Origin of the sequence: Sedimenticola selenatireducens (assembly GCF_963675335.2) — a bacterium.
GTDB classification, from domain to species: domain Bacteria; phylum Pseudomonadota; class Gammaproteobacteria; order Chromatiales; family Chromatiaceae; genus Sedimenticola; species Sedimenticola selenatireducens.
This window is the reverse complement of sequence record NZ_CAXXYC010000003.1, coordinates 1,456,678-1,477,159: the sequence shown is the minus strand read 5'-3', so window position 1 is coordinate 1,477,159 and position 20,482 is coordinate 1,456,678. Positions and strand designations below refer to the sequence as shown.

Annotated in this window: 20 protein-coding genes and 3 tRNA genes; 19 read left to right on the top strand and 4 right to left on the bottom strand. The window is 56.9% G+C overall.

What is annotated here, in order from left to right; translation table 11 throughout:
- Positions 1-62 precede the first annotated feature (62 nt).
- The 7 genes from msrB to ACHZBF_RS10510 all read left to right on the top strand — a co-directional run bounded on the left by msrB (position 63) and on the right by ACHZBF_RS10510 (position 5,266).
- A complete protein-coding gene (msrB, locus tag ACHZBF_RS10540) occupies positions 63-533 on the top strand; it encodes a peptide-methionine (R)-S-oxide reductase MsrB (RefSeq protein ID WP_321528386.1) in 471 nt (156 codons plus the stop codon).
- A gap of 184 nt (positions 534-717) precedes the next feature.
- Positions 718-1,902, top strand: a complete 1,185-nt coding sequence (locus tag ACHZBF_RS10535; protein ID WP_321528385.1) for an O-succinylhomoserine sulfhydrylase — start codon at positions 718-720, stop codon at positions 1,900-1,902.
- Position 1,903: 1 nt separating this feature from the next.
- A complete protein-coding gene (locus ACHZBF_RS10530) occupies positions 1,904-2,485 on the top strand; it encodes a class I SAM-dependent methyltransferase (RefSeq protein ID WP_321528384.1) in 582 nt (193 codons plus the stop codon).
- Between the two features lie 201 nt (positions 2,486-2,686).
- Entirely contained in the window at positions 2,687-3,106 is a 420-nt protein-coding gene (locus ACHZBF_RS10525; RefSeq protein ID WP_321528383.1) for a CBS domain-containing protein, read from the top strand.
- Positions 3,107-3,116: 10 nt separating this feature from the next.
- The gene (locus ACHZBF_RS10520; RefSeq protein WP_321528382.1) at positions 3,117-3,335 is read left to right on the top strand and encodes a DUF2835 domain-containing protein; all 219 of its coding nucleotides are present in this window, start codon (positions 3,117-3,119) and stop codon (positions 3,333-3,335) included.
- Complete coding sequence (locus ACHZBF_RS10515; protein WP_321528381.1) at positions 3,335-4,234, top strand: FG-GAP repeat domain-containing protein; 900 nt, start codon at positions 3,335-3,337, stop codon at positions 4,232-4,234. Before ACHZBF_RS10520 ends, ACHZBF_RS10515 begins: the two co-directional genes overlap by 1 nt.
- 48 nt (positions 4,235-4,282) lie before the next feature.
- Positions 4,283-5,266, top strand: coding sequence for a WD40 repeat domain-containing protein (locus ACHZBF_RS10510; RefSeq protein WP_321528380.1), 984 nt, complete (start codon positions 4,283-4,285; stop codon positions 5,264-5,266).
- A gap of 130 nt (positions 5,267-5,396) precedes the next feature.
- On the opposite strand, the gene ACHZBF_RS10505 is transcribed toward ACHZBF_RS10510, so the two are convergent.
- Both ACHZBF_RS10505 and ACHZBF_RS10500 read right to left on the bottom strand, forming a co-directional pair.
- Positions 5,397-5,472 (bottom strand) — tRNA-Asn (locus tag ACHZBF_RS10505).
- A gap of 106 nt (positions 5,473-5,578) precedes the next feature.
- A complete protein-coding gene (locus ACHZBF_RS10500; protein ID WP_029132678.1) occupies positions 5,579-6,136 on the bottom strand; it encodes a GspH/FimT family pseudopilin in 558 nt (185 codons plus the stop codon).
- 294 nt (positions 6,137-6,430) lie between these two features.
- On the opposite strand from ACHZBF_RS10500, the gene uvrB reads away from it, so the two are divergent.
- A complete protein-coding gene (gene uvrB / locus ACHZBF_RS10495; RefSeq protein ID WP_273437369.1) occupies positions 6,431-8,437 on the top strand; it encodes an excinuclease ABC subunit UvrB in 2,007 nt (668 codons plus the stop codon).
- Positions 8,438-8,441: 4 nt separating this feature from the next.
- Here the strand turns inward: uvrB and ACHZBF_RS10490 are convergent, their stop codons facing one another.
- A complete protein-coding gene (locus ACHZBF_RS10490) occupies positions 8,442-9,200 on the bottom strand; it encodes a phosphatase PAP2 family protein (protein ID WP_273437370.1) in 759 nt (252 codons plus the stop codon).
- 170 nt (positions 9,201-9,370) lie between these two features.
- On the opposite strand from ACHZBF_RS10490, the gene ACHZBF_RS10485 reads away from it, so the two are divergent.
- The 10 genes from ACHZBF_RS10485 to ACHZBF_RS10440 all read left to right on the top strand — a co-directional run bounded on the left by ACHZBF_RS10485 (position 9,371) and on the right by ACHZBF_RS10440 (position 17,328).
- Positions 9,371-9,447: transfer RNA gene (locus ACHZBF_RS10485), tRNA-Val, on the top strand.
- A gap of 277 nt (positions 9,448-9,724) precedes the next feature.
- Positions 9,725-11,635: a threonine--tRNA ligase gene (thrS, locus tag ACHZBF_RS10480; protein WP_321528379.1), complete on the top strand. Its 1,911-nt coding sequence runs from the start codon at positions 9,725-9,727 to the stop codon at positions 11,633-11,635.
- Positions 11,636-11,735: 100 nt separating this feature from the next.
- Positions 11,736-12,227 carry a translation initiation factor IF-3 gene (gene infC / locus ACHZBF_RS10475; RefSeq protein WP_051301890.1) on the top strand — a complete coding sequence of 164 codons (492 nt, stop codon included), beginning with the start codon at positions 11,736-11,738 and terminating at the stop codon, positions 12,225-12,227.
- Between the two features lie 107 nt (positions 12,228-12,334).
- Positions 12,335-12,532, top strand: a complete 198-nt coding sequence (gene rpmI, locus ACHZBF_RS10470; protein WP_029132683.1) for a 50S ribosomal protein L35 — start codon at positions 12,335-12,337, stop codon at positions 12,530-12,532.
- Positions 12,533-12,553: 21 nt separating this feature from the next.
- Entirely contained in the window at positions 12,554-12,913 is a 360-nt protein-coding gene (rplT, locus tag ACHZBF_RS10465; RefSeq protein WP_029132684.1) for a 50S ribosomal protein L20, read from the top strand.
- A gap of 143 nt (positions 12,914-13,056) precedes the next feature.
- Positions 13,057-14,088 (top strand): phenylalanine--tRNA ligase subunit alpha, encoded by a 1,032-nt coding sequence (gene pheS, locus ACHZBF_RS10460; protein WP_029132685.1) that lies wholly within the window; start codon positions 13,057-13,059, stop codon positions 14,086-14,088.
- An 86-nt stretch (positions 14,089-14,174) separates the two neighbouring features.
- Positions 14,175-16,553, top strand: a complete 2,379-nt coding sequence (pheT, locus tag ACHZBF_RS10455) for a phenylalanine--tRNA ligase subunit beta (RefSeq protein ID WP_029132686.1) — start codon at positions 14,175-14,177, stop codon at positions 16,551-16,553.
- Positions 16,554-16,557: 4 nt separating this feature from the next.
- Entirely contained in the window at positions 16,558-16,857 is a 300-nt protein-coding gene (gene ihfA, locus ACHZBF_RS10450; RefSeq protein ID WP_029132687.1) for an integration host factor subunit alpha, read from the top strand.
- Positions 16,838-17,197, top strand: coding sequence for a MerR family transcriptional regulator (locus ACHZBF_RS10445; RefSeq protein ID WP_029132688.1), 360 nt, complete (start codon positions 16,838-16,840; stop codon positions 17,195-17,197). The genes ihfA and ACHZBF_RS10445 overlap by 20 nt, the downstream gene beginning before the upstream one ends.
- Positions 17,198-17,251: 54 nt before the next feature.
- Positions 17,252-17,328 (top strand) — tRNA-Pro (locus tag ACHZBF_RS10440).
- A 37-nt stretch (positions 17,329-17,365) separates the two neighbouring features.
- Here ACHZBF_RS10440 and ACHZBF_RS10435 read toward each other — a convergent pair.
- The gene (locus ACHZBF_RS10435; protein ID WP_335342930.1) at positions 17,366-18,529 is read right to left on the bottom strand and encodes an IS481 family transposase; all 1,164 of its coding nucleotides are present in this window, start codon (positions 18,527-18,529) and stop codon (positions 17,366-17,368) included.
- Positions 18,530-19,039: 510 nt separating this feature from the next.
- On the opposite strand from ACHZBF_RS10435, the gene pabB reads away from it, so the two are divergent.
- Positions 19,040-20,479: an aminodeoxychorismate synthase component I gene (gene pabB, locus ACHZBF_RS10430; RefSeq protein WP_321528378.1), complete on the top strand. Its 1,440-nt coding sequence runs from the start codon at positions 19,040-19,042 to the stop codon at positions 20,477-20,479.
- Positions 20,480-20,482: the final 3 nt, after the last annotated feature.

Below are 20,482 nucleotides of genomic sequence, written 5' to 3'. Positions count from 1 at the left end.
ACCTCCAGGTTTGTATTGTTCTGTTTTTAAGCTATAGCTGTTATGACTATCAGGAGGGCAGCATGTCCAGTGAAAACCCGTCAAAAGAAGCGCCGGCCTTTCAGCACCCTACGGATGAAGACCTGCGCGAAAGGCTGACAGAACTGCAGTATCAGGTGACCCAGCAGGAAGGGACCGAGCGGCCATTCCAGAATGAGTTCTGGGATGAGAAGCGGGAAGGACTGTATGTGGACGTGGTCAGTGGTGAGCCGCTGTTCTCTTCCCGGGACAAGTTTGACTCCGGTACCGGTTGGCCCAGTTTTTCCCGGCCGGTGGATCAGGCGCGGATTGTTGAGCGCAAAGACAGAAAACTGTTCATGGAACGCACCGAGGTACGCAGCCGTGAGGGAAATTCCCATCTGGGCCATCTGTTTCCCGATGGACCGGCGCCGACCGGACTGCGCTACTGCATCAACTCGGCATCCCTCCGGTTCATTCCGAAAGCGTCGCTTGAGGCGGAAGGGTATGGTGAGTATCTCAAACTGTTCGAGTGACCCCGGGTATGCACAATCGCTTGACAATACTGCCGTTGCCGACCTAGTCTTAACCGAAGCGCCGATTTATCTCAGATTGCGGGCGCTATAGAAATGCGGCTAAAGCGAGGAACACCTGCTTTGGCTGTGCAGCCAGGCGGGTTTTTTTATGCCCGGGATTTTATTCAAGCAAAGGTATTCCCAAATGACAGAAGCGTATGATGACTGGGGCTTGGCAACCCGGGCGATCAGGGCGGGCCACATCCGGACCGCGGAGGGAGAGCACTCGGAGCCGATATTCACCACTTCCAGTTTTGTCTTTCAGAGTGCCGCCGAGGCGGCCGCCCGTTTCAGTGGCGACGAACCGGGTAATATCTACTCGCGCTTCACCAATCCCACCGTGGCCTGCTTCGAGCAGCGTCTGGCAGCCCTGGAGGGGGGCGAGGCCTGCGTGGCCACCGCGTCCGGCATGTCGGCAATCCTGGCCACCTGCATGGCGTTGTTGAAGGCGGGTGATCATATTGTCTCTTCCCGCAGTATCTTCGGTACCACCAACGTGCTGTTCAACAAGTTTCTGGCGAAGGTGGGTATCAGCACCAGCTTTGTGCCGCTGAGCGATCTTTCTGCCTGGGAGGCGGCTATCCGCCCCGAGACCCGCATACTGTATGCCGAGACCCCGTCCAATCCGATTACCGAACTGGGTGATATCGCCGCCCTGGCAGATCTGGCACACGCCAGGGGATTGCTGCTCGTGGTCGATAACTGTTTCTGTACCCCGGCCCTGCAACAGCCGCTGGCACTGGGTGCGGATATCGTCATCCACTCCGCCACCAAGTATCTGGACGGGCAGGGTCGCTGTGTCGGTGGTGCGGTGGTCGGTGATGCCAAACTGGTCGGTGAAGAGGTGTTTGGATTTTTACGCACCGCCGGGCCGACCATGAGCCCGTTCAACGCCTGGGTATTTCTGAAGGGCCTGGAAACCCTGCAACTGCGCATGCGGGCCCATTCGGAAAATGCCCTGCAGCTGGCGCGCTGGCTGGAGGGGCAGGAAGCGGTTGATCAGGTGTATTATCCCGGTCTGCAGAGCCATCCACAGTATGCACTGGCGCAGCGCCAGCAGAAGGCGGCCGGTGGCATGCTCTCCTTTGTGGTGAAGGGGGGGCGGGAGCAGGCGTGGCGACTGATCGACGCCACCCGGATGATCTCCATTACCGCCAATCTGGGTGATACCAAGAGCACCATTACCCACCCGGCATCCACCACCCATGGCCGGTTGACGGATGAGGAGAAGGAGTTGTCCGGTATCAAAGAGGGCCTGATCCGCATCGCGGTCGGGCTGGAGGATATTGAAGACATCCAGCGCGATCTGGAAGCGGGACTGACTAACTAAAGTGGCGAGAGAGAACAGACTGCTTGAGATGTGGAATCGCCGACACGCCGAGGCGGAAACCCTGGGGCGTGTGGCGACAGTGCTGGAGCAGAACATTCATCTGGCCGCCCCCGGATGCCGGGCACTGGATCTGGCCTGCGGTCGCGGGGCCAACGCGCTCTACTTGGCGGCGGCTGGGCTGGCGGTAACGGCCTGGGATCTCTCCCCGGTGGCCATCAGTCGATTGGACAGGGCGGCAGTGGAAGAGGGGCTGGTTGTACAAGCGGCCGTCAGGGATGTGATTGCCTCTCCACCGGAGCCCCGGACCTTTGATCTTATCCTGGTCAGTTTTTTTCTTGAGCGCGGGCTGGCGCCGGCCATTGCGGCGGCGCTGAAACCGGGTGGCCTGCTTTATTATCAGACCTACAGCCGGGCGGCGGTGACTGATGAGGGACCCTCATCGGAACAGTTCCGTCTGGATGACAATGAGCTGCTGGAACTGTTTCCCACGCTCAAAATCCGGGTCTATCGGGAAGAGCGACTGTTGGGGGATACCCATCGTGGTTGGCGGGATATGGCCATGCTGGTGGCGGAGAAGGCCTGAATTAATCCGGAGAACCTCTGGCTGATTCAGAGGTTACGGCGGCACCGGATGGCTTTAATCAGCGCTTCCCTAGAGTTACGTTGCGAGTTGGATGATAATGTCAGTCGCTGTGCCGTCCCGGATCTCCAGGTTTGTCCAGGCGGGTTGGATGGAGCGGCGGTTTGTATGGTGAGGTAATCGCACTACCCCGAGGAGAGCGCCATGAGTGAGTCCACCCCCCGTGTCTGTGTGCGGGACGTGATGAAAACCGAGTTTGGCCTGATCGAGGGAAGTGCCACGATTTTCGAGGCGCTGCTGTTGATGAAAAAGCTCCGCACCTCGCTGCTGGTGGTGGACAAGCGCCATGAGGATGATGAGTACGGCCTGCTGCTGATATCGGATATCTCCCGCCAGGTGCTGGCGCTGGATCGCTCTCCCAAGCGGGTTAACGTGTATGAGGTGATGACCAAACCGGCCGTCTACGTCGATCCGGAGATGGATATTCGCTACTGTTCCCGCCTGTTTGCCCGCTTCGACCTGGTGCGCGCGCTGGTAGTGGACAACAAGCGGATCCTGGGTACCATCAGCCCCAATCTGCTGGTGCTGGATGGGATATTTTTCGGGCTGGAACAGCACCGATGAAAATCGTGTAATGGTACGCCACCGCTTTCAACTGAATATCAGTGCGGAAACTTTTCTTCACTACTACCGGGGCGCGGCACGCGCGGTGATCGTTCAGGCCGAAGATGGGCGCACTATCCAACTGCCGGCCAAAAACTTTCGACCCTTTGTTACCGCCAGTGGCGTTTCCGGACGCTTTGAGCTGGTTCTGGATAGCAACGGCAAGCTGATCGAACTGCGTCGTCTGTGATGTTCCGAATTCTTCTGCTGGTTATCGGCACATTGTTCGCCATTAATCCCGCCCTGCCACTAGAGCTACGTTATGTATCGGGTGACGGCCTGGCTGCCGCAGGTTCAGCGCGACCACCTGTGGATGATCCGCAAGCACTGCCGGATGCCGTGCTGGCAGTGGGTACCGGTGCAGTTCGTTCTGCCTGGCTGGTGTTTCCCACCACCCGATATGACCATGCCATCCTGGGGGATGACATTGAGGCTTCGGGCGTGCGGGTTGAACTCGCCTCCGGTCAGCGCCAGACCTTCATGCTTCCGAATGATTCCGTATTTGAAGACCGCTATCCAAGGCTGGCCGATCTGGATGGCGATGGTGTGGATGAGATTGTTCTGGTCCGCAGCTATCTTGACCGGGGTGCGGCACTGGTTGTTTTAAAGACCACGCCAGACGGGCTTGAGATCCTGGCTGAATCTGATCCTATTGGCCTGCCGCATCGCTGGATGAATCCGGTCGGCACGGGCGATTTCGACCGGGACGGCATTACCGAGCTGGCGGCTGTGGTCACTCCCCATATTGGCGGTATTTTGACCATCTATAAACGCCAGGGTGACCGGCTGAAGCCGGTACATCGAATGCCCGATTTTTCAAATCACCGTATCGGCTCGCCGATATTGGGACAATCGGCGGTTGTGGACCTGAATGGCGATGGAACCCCGGATCTGGCCGTTCCTGCAACCGGGTTCCAAGAACTCCGACTCATTTCCTTATCAAATGGAGCGTTGAAGGAGGTAAGAAAACTGGCGCATAGTAGTCCCATCGTTACCGCTTTGGAGACCGTTGATCTGGATGGGGATGGTGATCTGGATCTGCGTTATGGTCTGGCTGATGGACGATGGGTTGAGCTGTTGTTGCCATAAATAATAGGCCGGCAATAATTGAGGTCTTAATTACACTCCGGGTTATTCATGCGTATCTCCGCCGGCCTGATTTTACTGTTAACGTGGCTGCTCAGCGGCTGTGCCGGACTTGAACCGGCGCAACCCCCCGATCTGAATATCCCCGACAGCCATCTGTTTGGTGTCACCCGACTGGCTTTTAATCCAAAAGGTGAGCGTATCGCGTCGGCCGGCTTCAAGGGAGACCTGGCGGTCTGGTCGGTACCGGAAGGTCGTGCAATCAGCAGACTTAATTGGCATAACACACCGGTTCGGGGACTTGCTTGGATCGGTGATGACCAGTTGTTGAGTGCGGATGAGGCGGGCGTCATTGTCATTTCAGACCTGACTGAGGGACGGGTGTTGGGCAAACACGAGACGATGCCGGGGCTGACGTCGCTCGCCTATATGACACAAGCCAACCTGGTGGTCGCCGGATATGAGAATGGCCGGGTCATGGCCTTTGCCTATCCAGGTCTGGAGCCGGTGAAACAGCTGGATCTCGGTTCCGGGGTGGTGGCACTGGCCAGCGATCATGCGGGTGACCGACTGGCGCTCTCCACCGATGATCAAGCTGTGCGCTTACTGGACCGGACGCTCAGCGAGATCCAGCGGCTGGATTTACCCTCCGCCACTGCACTGGAATTGAGTTTCTCGCCGGATGACCGGGAACTGGCGTCCGGTGCCTGGTACAAGCTCTTCTACTGGGATCTGGCCACCGGCCGCCTGCGAGTTCAGCAGACTGAACACTGGGGAGCGGTTACCTCGATCGACTATCACCCGGACGGCCAGCGGCTGATCAGCCTTGGTCGCCATACCGATGCCAACCTGCGGCTGGTGACGGCCGATGCGGGTAAGGTGTTGCGCCGGTTGCAGGGACACCGGCTCTGCGGTGCCGCAGTGCGCATCAGCCCGGATGGACGTTATGTTGCCAGCGGCAGTGATGATGAGAGTATCCGGTTCTATGATCTGAGCAAGCCGTACCGGCCGCAACGGGTAGGGAATAACTGGTGAACGGGATGATGATGGAGAACCGGTAACTCGTTTTGCAGGGTTATTAAATAACAGGTTAGGGAGACCGCAAAAAGCAACAGGCAAAGAAAAAGGGTTAGTGGCTACTACTGCCGCTAACCCTTTCTTTGTATGGCTCCTCGGGACGGGCTCGAACCGCCGACCTAGTGATTAACAGTCACCCGCTCTACCAACTGAGCTACCGAGGAATGTGTCGAGGCGCGTATACTAATCAGCTATCCGTGTGGGGTCAAGGGTAGGTGGGAAAAAGTTTTATTTCGCCACACGGGCCGGCATTTGTTCTCTACGCTGCCTTCAGGGGCAGTCAATCGGTGAACCGTCGGATTTGGTCTGTGACAGGCGCGGTCGTCCAGTATTTGAGACGATGACCGCCTTGGGTTCCACAACCTGTTGCTGATCACAGAAACTGAGCGTCAGGTTGTAGCCGGGCGACATGCCCAGTGGGTTGAACAGGATGCGCTTGCGGAGAATAGTCGAGTGGACTGTTATCCGGTCACTAAGGCCCTGGAATACCCGCAGCAAGGTGTCGTCGGAATCAACGGTTTTATTATTGTTACTGTCTTCAACCAGGATATAACCCTGATCCCAGATAATGCTGTCGTTGCAAGTCTGACCGTCCAGACTGGGACAGAGGATGGTGCGTCGGGCGCGGGTTATCGCTTCGCTGCGCCCCAGTTGTATATGGCTGATCATGGTATTGATTGAACTGGAGCGCGCATTGTTGCCGGTGAGTGCGCCCATGGCGGGTATCGCGAGGGAGAGAGTGATACCGCCGATGGCTAAAGTGATCAGTAGCTCCAGCAGGGTGAGTCCGTCACACCGGCGGGTAAACCCGTTTACATGAGATTTCACGATGACACTCCTTTGTCTGGTTGTGGCACAATTCCTTTGCGCCCGGCAGGATGGAATTTAACCTGGCGCGCGCGGGTGACGGATAGGATTGCCGTGAAGTCTCCGTAGGAGTTTTCCGATTGAGAGCATTGGAGAACTGCGAGAAGTGCGTAACAGGCAAAATGGCTTTTTATCCGACCTGGTGGAATGCCAATCACGAACTGCTTTCGATGGCGGTGCAGAAATTTGCCCGTCTATCCTCTCTATTAAATGTTATTCGCGGCTATCGCGGTTAAACGGTTTTAAGTAATTGATATGACAAAGGCCTTCCAACTCGTATCCGATTTTCAGCCCGCCGGTGATCAGCCGGAGGCGATTCGCCAACTGCTGGAAGGTCTTCGGGATGGCGAGGCGGGGCTGACCCTGCTGGGAGTGACCGGGTCAGGCAAGACCTTTACCATTGCCAACGTGATTCAGGAGCTGCAACGTCCGACCCTGGTGCTGGTGCATAACAAGACGCTGGCGGCCCAGCTCTATGGCGAGATGAAGGAGTTTTTTCCGAACAATTCGGTGGAGTACTTCGTCTCCTATTACGACTATTATCAACCGGAGGCCTATGTTCCCTCCTCGGATACCTTCATTGAGAAGGACGCCTCGATCAACGAGCATATCGAGCAGATGCGGCTCTCCGCCACCAAGGCGCTGCTGGAGCGACCGGATACCATCATTGTCACTACGGTCTCCTGTATCTACGGTCTGGGTGATCCGCGCTCCTATCTCAGCATGGTGCTGCACCTGGTACGCGGTGACGTGCTGGATCAACGCGCCATCCTGCGGCGTCTGGCCGAGTTGCAGTACACCCGCAACGATGTGGAATTGCACCGCGCCACCTACCGGGTGCGTGGTGAGCTGATCGATATCTATCCCGCGGAATCGGACGGAGAGGCGGTGCGGCTGGAACTGTTTGACGGCGAGGTGGAGTCGATTGCCCTGTTCGATCCCCTTACCGGTGAGATCCTGCGCAAGGTGCCTCGCTACACCATCTATCCCAAGTCTCATTATGTGACCCCGCGTGAGACCCTGCTGGCCGCCGTGGAACAGATCAAGGTGGAGTTGAAGCAGCGCCTCGAGCAGCTGCGCGAGGCCAACAAACTGGTGGAGGCACAGCGGCTGGAGCAGCGCACCCGTTTTGATATCGAAATGATCCTGGAGCTGGGCTACTGTTCCGGTATTGAGAACTACTCCCGTTACCTCTCCGGCCGCCAGTCTGGTGAGGCGCCGCCAACCCTGTTTGACTATCTGCCGGACAACGCACTGCTGGTGGTGGATGAGAGTCATGTCTCCATCCCCCAGGTGGGTGGTATGTTCCGCGGTGACCGATCACGCAAGGAGACCCTGGTGGAGTACGGATTCCGGCTCCCCTCGGCCCTGGATAACCGCCCCTTGCGCTTCGAGGAGTTTGAGCAGCGTTCACCCCAGACCATCTATGTCTCCGCCACGCCACGCGACTATGAGCTGGAGCACTCCGGTGCAGTGATCGAGCAGGTGGTGCGCCCCACCGGTCTGGTGGATCCGGAGCTGGAAGTGCGACCGGCTGGCACCCAGGTGGATGATCTGCTCTCGGAGATCAATCTGCGTATCACCGTGCAGGAGCGGGTACTGGTCACCACCCTGACCAAACGGATGGCAGAGGATCTGACCGATTACCTGCATGACCACGGTATCCGGGTGCGCTATCTGCATTCCGATATTGATACCGTGGAGCGGGTGGAGATCATCCGCGATCTGCGACTCGGTGAGTTTGATGTGCTGGTGGGGATTAACCTGTTGCGCGAAGGGCTGGACATGCCGGAGGTCTCGCTGGTGGCGATCCTGGATGCCGACAAGGAGGGCTTCCTGCGTTCGGAGGGTGCGCTGATCCAGACCATCGGTCGGGCCGCACGCCATATCAACGGTAAGGCGATCCTCTATGCCGATAGGGTGACCGGTTCAATGCAGCGGGCGATTGATGAGACCAACCGACGAAGGGAGAAGCAGATCGCCCATAATCTGGCGCATGGCATCACACCCCAGAGCATCATCAAATCGGTAGCCGATATCATGGAAGGGGCGCGCCCCGGTGGGCCCATGTCGGCCAAGCGCTATGCCAGGGTGGCGGAGGAGACGGCTGAGTACGGTTCACTCTCGCCAAAACAGATGGCCAAGCGCATCCAGGAGCTGGAAAAGCAGATGTATCAGCATGCCAGGGACCTGGAATTCGAGGAAGCCGCCCGGCTGCGCGACCAGATCAAGTCGCTACAGGGAAAGGGGTTGCTGGCCTGAGTGCTTACGCCTGCTGGGTCGTTCCCCAGCTTCGCGGTAGTATGAAACCGAGTACCCAGATCCCGAGGCGCTGCAGATAATAGGTGAGTGGGGTGCAGAGAATCCACGCCACCATCAGCAGTGCCAGCAGGCTGGAACCCACCATATTGTCGGACAACCAATGAGCGCCGGCCACCATGCGGGGCAGCAGGATCAGGGCGCCGATCAGCGTCGCCGCCACGCCCCAGCGCCAGCTGGCGAAGAACCAGATACAGCCGACCCAGATCATGGTGACAATACCATGGTCACCCGGAAAGCTGCTGTAGGCGGCATCCTTGGCCTTGATATGGGGCACCAGTTCGCTCAAGCGATAGACCGGCTCCAGTACCAGTGACGGACTGGGCCGCACCACTGCGATAATCCGCGAATAGAGATCCACCAGTCCGCCATCCTGACTCAGCAAGATCATGCCGGACATAATGCCGAACATGCTGAGGCGTTCAATGCGTAGTGTCTTGGGTCCGGTAAAGATGAATATGAAGAAGAACAGGATCATGACCAGCCCGGTGACTATGTCGGCGGCCTTGGTATTGGCAGCCGCCCAGAAGGTGGGCCACGGATCCCCGTTGGCCAGCAGGCCATTCAGCAGAAAAAAAAGTTCGCTGTCGAGGGTGTTCCAGAGTGCCCGGGTGGGTTCGAACAGCCAGCTGCCGTAGATCAGCAGCGCAAACAGATGGCAGAGAAAGAAGGGCAGGGGGTACCAGATGCGCTGTGTTTGCTGCACAAAACCACTCCGACAGAAAAGAGATCGGTTTTTAGCTTCTATTTCCAGGGAAGTCAACCGACCCGCCGGTCCGCTGGGCGGACCGAAGCGCATTCCCGTTTTTCTTCCGGGATTTGCGTTTCCCGCTTGCATGATCGACCGTTGGGCGTGTATTATGCGCCCTCTTTTACAGGCGCGTAGCTCAGTTGGTTAGAGCACTACCTTGACATGGTAGGGGTCGTTGGTTCGAATCCGATCGCGCCTACCAACACCCAAAAAAGCCTCCGCTGAAACGGAGGCTTTTTTGTCCTGATTGGATTCCGGGTGATGGGAGCGGCTTCGGTCGCAAAAGTGTTTGGTGAGGCCGCTGCGCTTTGCCTATCCTGTAACTCAATAGAGTTAAATTTGGTGTAGGGTGGATAGGCCGGCAGGCGCATTCGCCATTGACACAATGACATGCCCTGCACGTCACCCTCATGGATCATGAAGATCTGTTGTAATTCATGTGGCCTCTCGTATGGGTCACCACTGAGAGAGAGAATATAATGCCTGTTATTACCCTCCCAGACGGCTCCCAGCGGAGCTTCGATAACCCGGTTTCCGTACACGATGTCGCCGCCTCCATTGGCCCCGGTCTGGCCAAGGCCGCCCTCGCCGGGCGTGTGGATGACCGGCTGGTGGATACCAGCTTTCTGATTGAACAGGACAGCCGGCTGGCGATCATCACAGATCGGGACGATGACGGCCTGGATGTGATTCGTCACTCCACTGCCCATCTGCTGGCCCAGGCGGTCAAGCAGCTGTTCCCCTCTGCCCAGGTGACCATCGGCCCGACCATCGATGATGGTTTTTATTACGATTTTTCCTATGAGCGCCCCTTCACCCCGGAGGATCTCAAGGCGATCGAAGAGCGGATGAAGGAGCTGGCCAAGGCCGATCAGCCGGTTTCCAGGTCGGTCATGTCACGGGATGAGGCAGTAAAGTTCTTCCGTGACATGGGGGAGTTGTACAAGGCGGAGATTATTGAGTCGATTCCGGCCAACGAGGATCTTTCGCTCTATACCCAGGGTGATTTCACCGACCTGTGTCGCGGTCCCCATGTACCCGGCACCGGGCATCTGAAGGCGTTCAAGCTGATGAAGCTGGCGGGCGCCTACTGGCGCGGCAACTCGGACAACGAGATGCTGCAGCGGGTATACGGCACCGCCTGGCGTGACAAGAAGGATCTGAAGGCCTATCTGCACCGGCTGGAAGAGGCCGAAAAGCGCGATCACCGCAAGCTGGGCAAGGCCCAGGACCTGTTCCATATCCAGGAAGAGGCGCCGGGTATGGTGTTCTGGCACCCCAACGGCTGGACCATCTATCGGGAAGTGGAGCAGTACATCCGGGAGAAGATCAGAAAGGCCGGCTATAAGGAGATCCGTACTCCGCAGATTGTCGATCGCTCCCTGTGGGAGAAGTCGGGCCACTGGGACAAGTACCGGGCCGACATGTTTACCACGAATTCGGAAGAGCGGGATTTCGCCATCAAGCCGATGAACTGCCCCTGTCACGTGCAGGTGTTCAATCAGGGCTTGAAGAGCTATCGTGAGCTGCCGTTGCGCTTGGCGGAATTCGGTTCCTGTCACCGCAACGAGGCGAGCGGCACCCTGCATGGTCTGATGCGGGTGCGCAACTTTGTCCAGGACGACGCCCATATCTTCTGCACCGAAGACCAGATCCAGTCCGAGGTCTCCGCCTTTGTCGACCTCCTGTTCGAGGTGTATGCCGATTTCGGCTTCAGCGATATCCAGATTGCCCTCTCCACCCGTCCCGAGAAGCGGGTCGGCAGTGACGCGGTGTGGGACAAGGCGGAACAGGCCCTTGAGCAGGCGCTCAACGCCAAGGAGCTGGAGTGGCAGTTGCAGCCTGGAGAGGGCGCCTTCTATGGCCCCAAGATCGACTTCTCCCTGCGTGACTGCCTCGGACGGGTCTGGCAGTGCGGCACCATGCAGGTCGATTTCTCCATGCCGGGACGGCTGGATGCCAGCTATATCGCCGATGACAACAGCCGCCAGGTGCCGGTGATGCTGCACCGGGCGATCCTCGGGTCATTAGAGCGTTTTATCGGAATTCTGATCGAGGAGTCGGCGGGTGCGCTGCCGCTCTGGCTGGCGCCGAAACAGGCCGTGATCATGGATATTACCGACCGGCAGGCCGAATATGTGAAAAAAGTGTCCGAAAACCTGGATAATCAGGGCTTCAGGGTGCAAATAGACTTGAGAAACGAGAAGATCGGCTTTAAAATTCGCGAACATACTCTGGCAAAAGTTCCCTACCTGTTGGTGGTGGGCGACCGCGAGATGGAAGAGGGGACAGTGGCCGTCCGCACACGCAGCGGTGAAGATCTCGGTAGCATGAGCATCGAAGACTTCTCACAGCGCATGCGGGACGAAATCAGCCGCCGTTCAAATTAAAGGCTTACCAGTTGAAAGCACCGGTTATCGGTGCTTTTTGTGTTGGTAGGCTTTGGTTCTGTGGAGGAACTGAGTTATCGCTGCACCAAAAAGAAACCGGATGAACGATGAAATCGATGTCCGTGAAGTCCGTCTGATCGGCGCCGATGGCGAACAGGTCGGCATTGTCCCAATAGATGAAGCCATGGCTGTCGCCGCAGAGAGCAGTCTGGATCTGGTCGAGATTCAGCCCAATGCGGAACCACCTGTCTGTCGGGTGATGGATTACGGCAAATTTGTTTTTGAGGCAAAAAAGCAGAAGTCAGCGGCCAAGAAAAAGCAGAAGCAAGCACAGGTTAAGGAGATCAAATTCAGGCCAGGGACTGGTGAGGGGGATTATCAGGTCAAACTACGCAACCTGATACGTTTCCTGAATGACGGGGACAAGACCAAGGTAACCATGCGGTTCCGCGGTCGAGAGCATGCCCATCGGGAACTCGGTCTGGAGTTGCTGCAACGTGTTGAGGCGGATCTGTCTGAATACGGTGAAGTTGAGCAGCAGCCACAGATGGAAGGCCGGCAGATGGTGATGGTTCTGCGTCCCAAAAAGTAAGTATCTTAAAATCAAGATCCAAGGATCGAGACAGGTTGTCATCGCAGGACCGCATGGGTTCTGGATATCGACCCCGGTCGGCGGGTTAAATAGCGGAGTTACAGGTAATGCCAAAGATCAAGACAAATCGTGGCGCTGCAAAACGGTTCAAGGTAACCGGTACCGGCGCCATCAAGCGTGGCCAGTCCCACCGTCGTCATATCCTGACGAAAAAGAGCACCAAGCGTAAGCGTCAGCTGCGTTGTCCTTCACAGCTGCACAAAGCCGACGTGGCCGTAGCCCGTCGTATGATTCCATACGCTTAAGCCCGATAGGAGACTGAACAGATGCCTCGCGTAAAACGTGGTGTACAAGCACACGCCCGACACAAAAAAGTGCTTAAAGCGGCCAAAGGTTACTATGGTGCCCGCAGCAAGATCTATCGTGTAGCCAAGCAGGCGGTCATCAAGGCCGGTCAGTATGCCTACCGTGACCGTCGCCAGAAGAAGCGCCAGTTTCGCGCACTCTGGATTGCCCGCATCAATGCCGGTGCCCGTACCAATGGCCTCTCTTACAGCCGCATGATCAATGGGCTGAAGAAGGCGGGTGTGGAGATCGACCGCAAGATGCTGGCCGATCTGGCCATCTTTGACAAGCCGGCGTTTAGCGCCCTGGCAGAACAGGCCAAGGCCAGTCTCTCCAGCTGATAGCTTGTCATTGCGACCGGGAGTTCCGGCGCACTAGTGTGACAACGACAGGGGAAAGGCCTTTTGGTCTTTCCCCTTTTGTTTTGTGTGCAGTGTCCAGTCCGGCAGGTTCCTGGCGCTGATTCCAGATGAGGACCCTATTAATGGATTCTGAATCCAATATTGAACTTTCCACGCTGGTTGATGAGGCGACAGGCCTGATTGCGGGCGCGGAGAAACTGGCGGCACTGGATGAAGTGCGGGTACGCTATCTTGGCAAGAGCGGTCTGTTGACGGCTCAGCTCAAACAGCTGGGAAAGCTGCCTGCCGAGGAGCGGCCGCTGGCCGGCCAGGCCATCAACAGGGCCAAGCAGGCACTGCAGGGGCTGATCGAGCAGCGCAAGAGTGCGCTTGAGCAGCAGGCCCTGGCCGCACGACTGAGTTCAGAGCGGATTGATGTGACGCTGCCCGGGCGCGGTATGGGGCAGGGTGGTCTGCACCCGGTGACCCGGACCCTGGAGCGGATCGAGGAGCTGTTTTCCCGTGCCGGATTCGCTATCGAAGAGGGGCCGGAGATCGAGGATGATTACCATAACTTCGAGGCGCTGAACATTCCCGCCCATCATCCGGCGCGCGCCATGCACGACACCTTCTACTTTGATGCGCACCTGCTGCTGCGTACTCACACCTCACCGGTACAGATTCGCACCATGGAGAATGCCGGTCCGCCGCTGAAGATCATCGCGCCGGGGCGGGTCTACCGCTGTGACTCTGATCTGACCCATACCCCGATGTTTCACCAGGTGGAGGGATTGCTGGTCGATGAGAATGTCTCGTTCGCTGATCTGAAGGGCGTGCTTTACGATTTCCTGCAAAGCTTCTTTGAGCGTGACCTGAAGATTCGTTTCCGGCCCTCCTATTTTCCATTTACCGAGCCCTCGGCCGAAGCAGATATTGAGTGTGTGATGTGCGGCGGTGAGGGGTGCCGGGTCTGCAGTCATACCGGCTGGCTGGAAGTGCTGGGCTGCGGCATGGTGCATCCCGAGGTGTTCCGTCACGTGGGCATCGATAGCGAGAAATATACCGGCTACGCCTTTGGTATGGGGGTGGAGAGACTCACCATGTTGCGCTATGGGATCAATGATTTACGTCTGTTTTTTGAGAATGATTTGAGGTTTCTCAGGCAGTTTGCCTGATCATTCGCCCGCGACTCGAAGGAGTGTGGGGTTTAATTGCGATATTCGGCGCGCGATAGGCGCCCTTCAGGATTGGAAACGAGATTATGAAATTCAGTGAAGCCTGGTTGCGTGAGTGGGTAAACCCAGCCGTTACGACCACTGAACTGGCTGATCAGCTCAGTATGGCAGGTCTGGAAGTGGACTCGGTTGAGCCGGTGGCCGGTGAGTTCGAGGGGGTGCTGGTGGGTGAGGTGCTCACTCGTGAGCAGCATCCCAACGCCGACAAGCTCAGCCTCTGTACGGTGAATGTGGGGGGCGATGATCCGCTGCAGATCGTTTGCGGAGCGCCTAATGTGGCGGCAGGTCTCAGGGTGCCGGTTGCGGTGATTGGCGCCGTGTTGCCGGGTAATTTCAAGATCAAGCGGGCCAAGCTGCGCGGTGTCGAGTCGCAGGGTATGATCTGTTCCGCCTCGGAACTGGGTCTGGCGGCGTCGTCTGACGGTATTCTACCACTCGCTGCGGATGCCCCTGTCGGTGATGACTTCAGGGCTTATCTCTCGCTGAATGACAAGGCGATCGATGTGGATCTGACGCCGGACCGGGGGGACTGTCTGGGGCTGGCCGGTATCGCCCGGGAGGTCGGGGTAATCAACCGTACCCCGGTCACGCCGCCGGTCATGGAGCCTGTTCCGGCGGTCAATGACGAAAGCTTCCCGGTTTCCCTGGAGGCGCCGGGGGGGTGTCCCCGTTATCTCTGCCGGGTGGTGAAAAATATCAACCCCGCCGCCGAGACACCGCTGTGGATGCAGGAGCGGCTGCGCCGCAGTGACTTGCGCCCCATCAGCCCGGTGGTTGATGTCACCAACTATGTGATGCTGGAGCTGGGTCAGCCGATGCATGGCTTCGATCTGGCCGAGCTTGAGGGCGGCATTCGTGTGCGAATGGCGGACGAGGGTGAGAAGCTGGTACTACTGGATGGCCAGGAGATAACCCTGCGCAGCGATACCCTGGTGATTGCCGACCAGGCCAGGCCGGTGGCCATAGCCGGTATCATGGGCGGGGAGCACTCCGGCGTGAATGACAACACCCGGGATATCCTGCTGGAGAGCGCCTTTTTTGCACCGACCATGATTACCGGCAAGGCGCGCAGTTATGGTCTGCATACCGACTCTTCCCATCGCTTCGAACGGGGTGTCGATCCCCAGCTGCAGAGACAGGCCATCGAGCGTGCCACCCAGCTGCTGCTGGAAATCGCCGGCGGAGAACCCGGCCCGGTATCGGAATCGGCCGACGAATCCCATATTGAACCCCGTCCAGAGATCCTGCTGCGCCGCGAGCGGGTGGCCAGGGTGCTGGGGCTGGAGATTGACAATGACATCATTAGCGACATCCTGACGCGCCTGGAGATGCGGGTAGAGAAGGTGGATGAGGGCTGGAAGGTGATTGCCCCCAGTTGCCGTTTCGATATCAGCATTGAGGAGGATCTGATCGAGGAGGTCGGGCGGATCTATGGCTATACCCGGATTCCCACCCGCCGCAGCGCGACGGCCACGGTGATGCGGGCTGAACCAGAGGTAACCTTCAATCTGCAGCGGGCCAAGCGACTGCTGGTCGATCGGGATTACCAGGAGGCGATTACCTACAGCTTCATCAGCAGTGAAATGCACGACCTGATCGATTCCGGACATGACACGGTGGTGCTGGCCAATCCGATATCGTCAGATATGTCGATTATGCGGACCACCCTGTGGGCCGGCCTGCTACAGACGGCCATGTACAATCAGTCACGCCAACAAGCACGCGTCAGAATCTTCGAGTCAGGTCTTAGATTTATTAGGCAAGATGATGATATTAAACAAGAATCAATGATAGCTGGTCTTGTTTCAGGTGCAGCGCAGCCAGAAGGTTGGGGCACCCCTGCGCGGGCCGTTGACTTCTTTGATATCAAGGCCGACCTGGAGGCGCTGTTTGCCCTGACTGGGTGTGCTGACGAGTTTCGCTTCCAGGCCGCCAGCCACAGTGCATTGCATCCGGGGCAGAGCGCACAGATCATCCGTGGTGACAAAACTGTCGGCTGGATTGGCAAACTGCACCCGGAGCTGGAACAGAAGCTGGATCTGACCTCCGGCGCCTACCTGTTTGAGATTGGCCTGAATCATCTTCTGGAAGGGCGTTTGCCGGTTTTCAGTGCGCTTTCCAAATACCCCTCCATTCGGCGCGATATTGCGATCGTGGTGGATCAAAAGGTGGGATTTGACGAGATTCGACAGACAATCCGGGAATCGGTGCCGGAAATTTTGAGAGAAATTCTGATTTTTGATGTCTATACTGGTGAAAAGGTAGACTCAGGACGAAAAAGTCTCGCTTTGGGCTTGATTTTACAGGAAAGTTCCCACACTCTTACGGATGAAAAAGTGGAACGCGTAATGGCGCAGATAGTTGCTGCGCTTGTCGAACGCTACAATGCACAACTGAGAGATTGAACATATGGCTTTGACCAAGGCGGATATTGCCGAAAAACTTTTTGATGAACTTGGCCTGAACAAACGCGAGGCCAAGGAGATGGTTGAAATGTTTTTCGAGAAAGTGCGCATTTCGCTGCAGGAAGGTTCACAGGTTAAGTTGTCTGGGTTCGGTAATTTTGATCTGCGCGAAAAGAAAGAGCGCCCTGGAAGAAATCCGAAAACCGGTGAAGAGATCCCGATTTCGGCGCGCCGCGTGGTGACATTCCGCCCGGGTCAAAAATTGAAGGCGAGGGTCGAAGCTTATGCTGGAAGCAAGCAGTAATACTGCAGATCTGCCGGCAATACCCGGCAAGCGCTATTTCACTATTGGTGAGGTGAGCGAGTTGTGTGGCGTCAAGCCGCACGTGCTGCGTTATTGGGAACAGGAGTTCACCCAACTGAAGCCGATCAAGCGGCGCGGAAATCGTCGGTATTATCAGCGTCATGACGTATTGATGATTCGCCAGATACGCAGTCTGCTCTATGACCAGGGTTTTACTATCGGCGGGGCGCGTCAGCAGCTTTCCGGTGAAGGCGCAAAGGACGATCAGGACCAGAGTCACCAGATAGCCAGGCAGTTGCGGGCCGAGCTGGAAGAGGTGTTGCAGATACTTAAACGCTGATTCGCTCAACATTGACAACGGGGTGCATACCGCCTAGTATGCGCGCTCAGTTTTCGGGCGGTGGCGCAGTCTGGTAGCGTGCTTGTCTGGGGGACAAGTGGTCGCAGGTTCAAATCCTGTCCGCCCGACCAATTGAAAAAGGTGTGTACCGAGCACATAGGTCACACTTTATACCGGAGAGATAGGTAACACTTCGGTCAAGAAAGGGTTGGGCGCTGGCTCAACCCTTTCTTCGTTTTCATCAAAAAATCCTAAGTCATATTTCATAAAGCTGACAAGCCAAATTTTGTCACTGACCTCGCGAATACCCACATATTGACCGGCGAACACCGTACTGAGATTAATTTTTCGGCGGCCGATGCAGATACGTCCGCACTTCGTGATTTTTACGGTGCGATCATGAAAAGGGTATTCAGGTACTTCGGGAACGCGATATTCACGGGTGGAAGGTGTATACAGCTCACCGGGGTACTTCATGCCCAGTGCCTGGTGAGGGCGCTGGTTATTGTAGACCTCTAAAAATTGGTCAAATCGTTCTTGCTGCTGAAGAAAATTGAACGCAGGCGGCTTTGTGGCCTCCTTCTTCAGTGTTAAATGCATGCGCTCATGCCGCCCGTTCTGCTGCGGTTGTCCCGGCTGAATCCGCTCGATAGCGATGCCCAGGCGCAACCACCAGACGGAGAGTCGGCTCAGACCAAAAAGCGCATTGGGCGAGGCGAAAGGCACGCCGTTATCGGTGCGGATAGCCTGCGGTAAGCCAAATTGTTTAAAGGTCCGCTCAAAGACAGGAAAAGCGCCTACTTCCTTGGTGGACTCCAAGCCTTCACAGGATAGTAGATATCGTGAGGCGTAATCCGTCATGGTTAGCGGATAGCAATAACAGCGATTGCCTAACAGGAATTCGCCCTTGAAATCGGCACACCAGAGTCCATTGGGGGTTTGACTGTCACGTAGCGAGGTGCCTTGAGCCTTTGGGTGGTGCCGTTTTCTGCGTGTGACCAGGCCGTGTCGATCAAGCACGGCATGGACCGTACTCTTGGCTGGCGGCCGAATCATTGGATAAAGGCGAATCAGTTTCTCGCGGATTTTAGGTGCGCCCCAACTCTTATGTTCCGTCTTGATCTTGAGAATGGCGCGTTCAATTTGGAAGGGTAATTTATTGGCATGCCGATAGGGGCGTTTGCTTTGGTCCTCCAGCCCTGCTAATCCTTCATTTTTATAGCGATTGAATAGCTTATAACCTGTTTTACGGGAAATGCCGAACTCCCGGCAAAGGGGAGCCATTTTTTCACCGTCAAGCAGACGGGCAACAAATCTAAGGCGTTCTTCCATACGGTTACACTCTTTCCAGGGCATTTGAGATTCCTCCCAAATACCGTCATGTGTAACCTATGTCTCCGGTATCGTCTGTAACCTATGTGTCAGGTAGCACAAAAGGGGGGTGTCCGTGAGGACACCCCCTTTTTCTATGGTGTGCCAAGCAGGGCGACGCGCATCTATTGCCCTTGATCCTGATCCTGAATTTCTCGATTCAACCGCCAAGATCACAAAGTACGCAAAGAGATACCATGGCTTATCTTCATTTCCGTCCATGGGTCCGTAACCAGTTGTATTGCATCCTCGGTTCCGTAAGCGGTACATCCCTGCACCACTCCTCCGGCCCAACCCGGTTGGTGAATGATTTGGCAAATACAAGTCATTGTTGTCCTTCGTGTTCTTTGCGTCCTTAGCGGTTGAAATAGTTTTTTTTAGGTTTATTCGATGGACGGCGCCTGTGGCGGCAAGTGCTATACTGCTCGGCCCGAATTCACAGCACCGTTTTCAGATATCGATCCCACTCCGATGACGAGCCAGACGCCAACACTGTTGCGGGAACTTCCCTACATCGAGGACACCAGCCGGCTGTTTGCTCCGCTTGCCGGACAGCCTTGGGCGGTGTTTCTGGACAGCAGCGACCGGGGGAGCAAACAGGCCCGTTATGATCTGGTCACCTGTGATCCGATGGCAACGCTGGTCACTCGAAATGGCCAGACCCGGATCACCCGGGCGGATGGTTCGGTGGTTGTCTCCGATGACGAGCCGATGGGCCTGTTGCAGGCCTTGCTTCGGCAATACCGGATGGATTCCCATGAATCCTTACCCTTTCGTGGTGGGGCTCTGGGCTATTTTTCCTACGACCTGGCCCGCTCTCTGGAGCGGTTGCCGGTTGTGGCCAGGGATCAGGACCAGTTGCCGGAGATGGCCATCGGCATCTATGACTGGGCGCTGGTGGTCGACCACCAGGAGCAGCGTAGCTGGCTGGTCGGCTGCGGTTTTGATTCGCGTACCGTCACTCAGTGGCCAATGCTGGTGGAGCGGTTCTGCCGGCCCCCGGTAATGGTTGAGCCGGTACCTTTCAGGGTGACGGGAGCGGTCGAGTCCAATATGTCCCGGCAACAGTATGCCGATGCCTTCCGCGAGATAAAGCGCTACATCCAGGAAGGGGATTGTTACCAGGTGAATCTGGCCCAGCGCTTCTCGGTGGCTACCGAGGGTGACCCCTGGCAGGCCTACCAGCAGTTGCGAAGACTCAATCCAGCTCCTTTTTCCGCCTATCTGAATACCCCGGCGGCACAGTTGCTATGTTCTTCACCGGAGCGATTTCTGGCGATCAGGGACGGCCTGGCGGAGACCCGGCCAATCAAGGGTACCCTGCCGCGTGGCACAACCACCCAGGATGACAGGGCGCTGAAACAGCGTCTGCTGGCGAGCGAAAAGGATCGGGCGGAGAATCTGATGATTGTAGATCTGCTGCGCAATGATCTGGGCAAAAACAGCGCCTTGGGCAGTGTGGAAGTGGGTGAGTTGTTCGGTTTGGAGAGCTACGCCACTGTGCATCACCTGGTATCCACGATCAGTAGTCGGCTGGCGGCAAATCGGGATGCGCTGGATCTGTTGCGCGGCTGTTTTCCGGGTGGTTCCATTACCGGCACGCCGAAGCTGCGGGCGATGGAGATTATCGAGCAACTGGAACCGGATCGTCGTGGGGTCTATTGCGGTTCAATCGGCTATATCGGGTTTGATGGCAATATGGACAGCAATATCGCCATACGCACAATCGTACATATTGATGGTAGGATGCGCTTCTGGGCAGGTGGCGGTCTGGTGGCGGATTCCGTGCTGGATAGCGAATACCAGGAGACTTTCCACAAGGCCAACGCCATGCTGCGGCTGTTACAGCCGGAATATTCACCACCCGGAAGTATCCGTGGCGGCCATGTTCCGGATCTGAAAACCGGTTGATTC

Excerpts from the sequence above, each read along its gene's own strand:
- msrB (WP_321528386.1), top strand. The coding sequence starts at position 63 with ATGTCCAGTGAAAACCCGTCAAAAGAAGCGCCGGCCTTTCAGCACCCT.
- ACHZBF_RS10535 (WP_321528385.1), top strand. The coding sequence starts at position 718 with ATGACAGAAGCGTATGATGACTGGGGCTTGGCAACCCGGGCGATCAGG.
- ACHZBF_RS10525 (WP_321528383.1), top strand. The coding sequence starts at position 2,687 with ATGAGTGAGTCCACCCCCCGTGTCTGTGTGCGGGACGTGATGAAAACC.
- ACHZBF_RS10520 (WP_321528382.1), top strand. The coding sequence starts at position 3,117 with ATGGTACGCCACCGCTTTCAACTGAATATCAGTGCGGAAACTTTTCTT.
- ACHZBF_RS10515 (WP_321528381.1), top strand. The coding sequence starts at position 3,335 with ATGTTCCGAATTCTTCTGCTGGTTATCGGCACATTGTTCGCCATTAAT.
- ACHZBF_RS10510 (WP_321528380.1), top strand. The coding sequence starts at position 4,283 with ATGCGTATCTCCGCCGGCCTGATTTTACTGTTAACGTGGCTGCTCAGC.
- uvrB (WP_273437369.1), top strand. The coding sequence starts at position 6,431 with ATGACAAAGGCCTTCCAACTCGTATCCGATTTTCAGCCCGCCGGTGAT.
- thrS (WP_321528379.1), top strand. The coding sequence starts at position 9,725 with ATGCCTGTTATTACCCTCCCAGACGGCTCCCAGCGGAGCTTCGATAAC.
- infC (WP_051301890.1), top strand. The coding sequence starts at position 11,736 with ATGAACGATGAAATCGATGTCCGTGAAGTCCGTCTGATCGGCGCCGAT.
- rpmI (WP_029132683.1), top strand. The coding sequence starts at position 12,335 with ATGCCAAAGATCAAGACAAATCGTGGCGCTGCAAAACGGTTCAAGGTA.
- rplT (WP_029132684.1), top strand. The coding sequence starts at position 12,554 with ATGCCTCGCGTAAAACGTGGTGTACAAGCACACGCCCGACACAAAAAA.
- pheS (WP_029132685.1), top strand. The coding sequence starts at position 13,057 with ATGGATTCTGAATCCAATATTGAACTTTCCACGCTGGTTGATGAGGCG.
- pheT (WP_029132686.1), top strand. The coding sequence starts at position 14,175 with ATGAAATTCAGTGAAGCCTGGTTGCGTGAGTGGGTAAACCCAGCCGTT.
- ihfA (WP_029132687.1), top strand. The coding sequence starts at position 16,558 with ATGGCTTTGACCAAGGCGGATATTGCCGAAAAACTTTTTGATGAACTT.
- ACHZBF_RS10445 (WP_029132688.1), top strand. The coding sequence starts at position 16,838 with ATGCTGGAAGCAAGCAGTAATACTGCAGATCTGCCGGCAATACCCGGC.
- ACHZBF_RS10435 (WP_335342930.1), bottom strand. The coding sequence starts at position 18,529 with ATGGAAGAACGCCTTAGATTTGTTGCCCGTCTGCTTGACGGTGAAAAA.
- pabB (WP_321528378.1), top strand. The coding sequence starts at position 19,040 with ATGACGAGCCAGACGCCAACACTGTTGCGGGAACTTCCCTACATCGAG.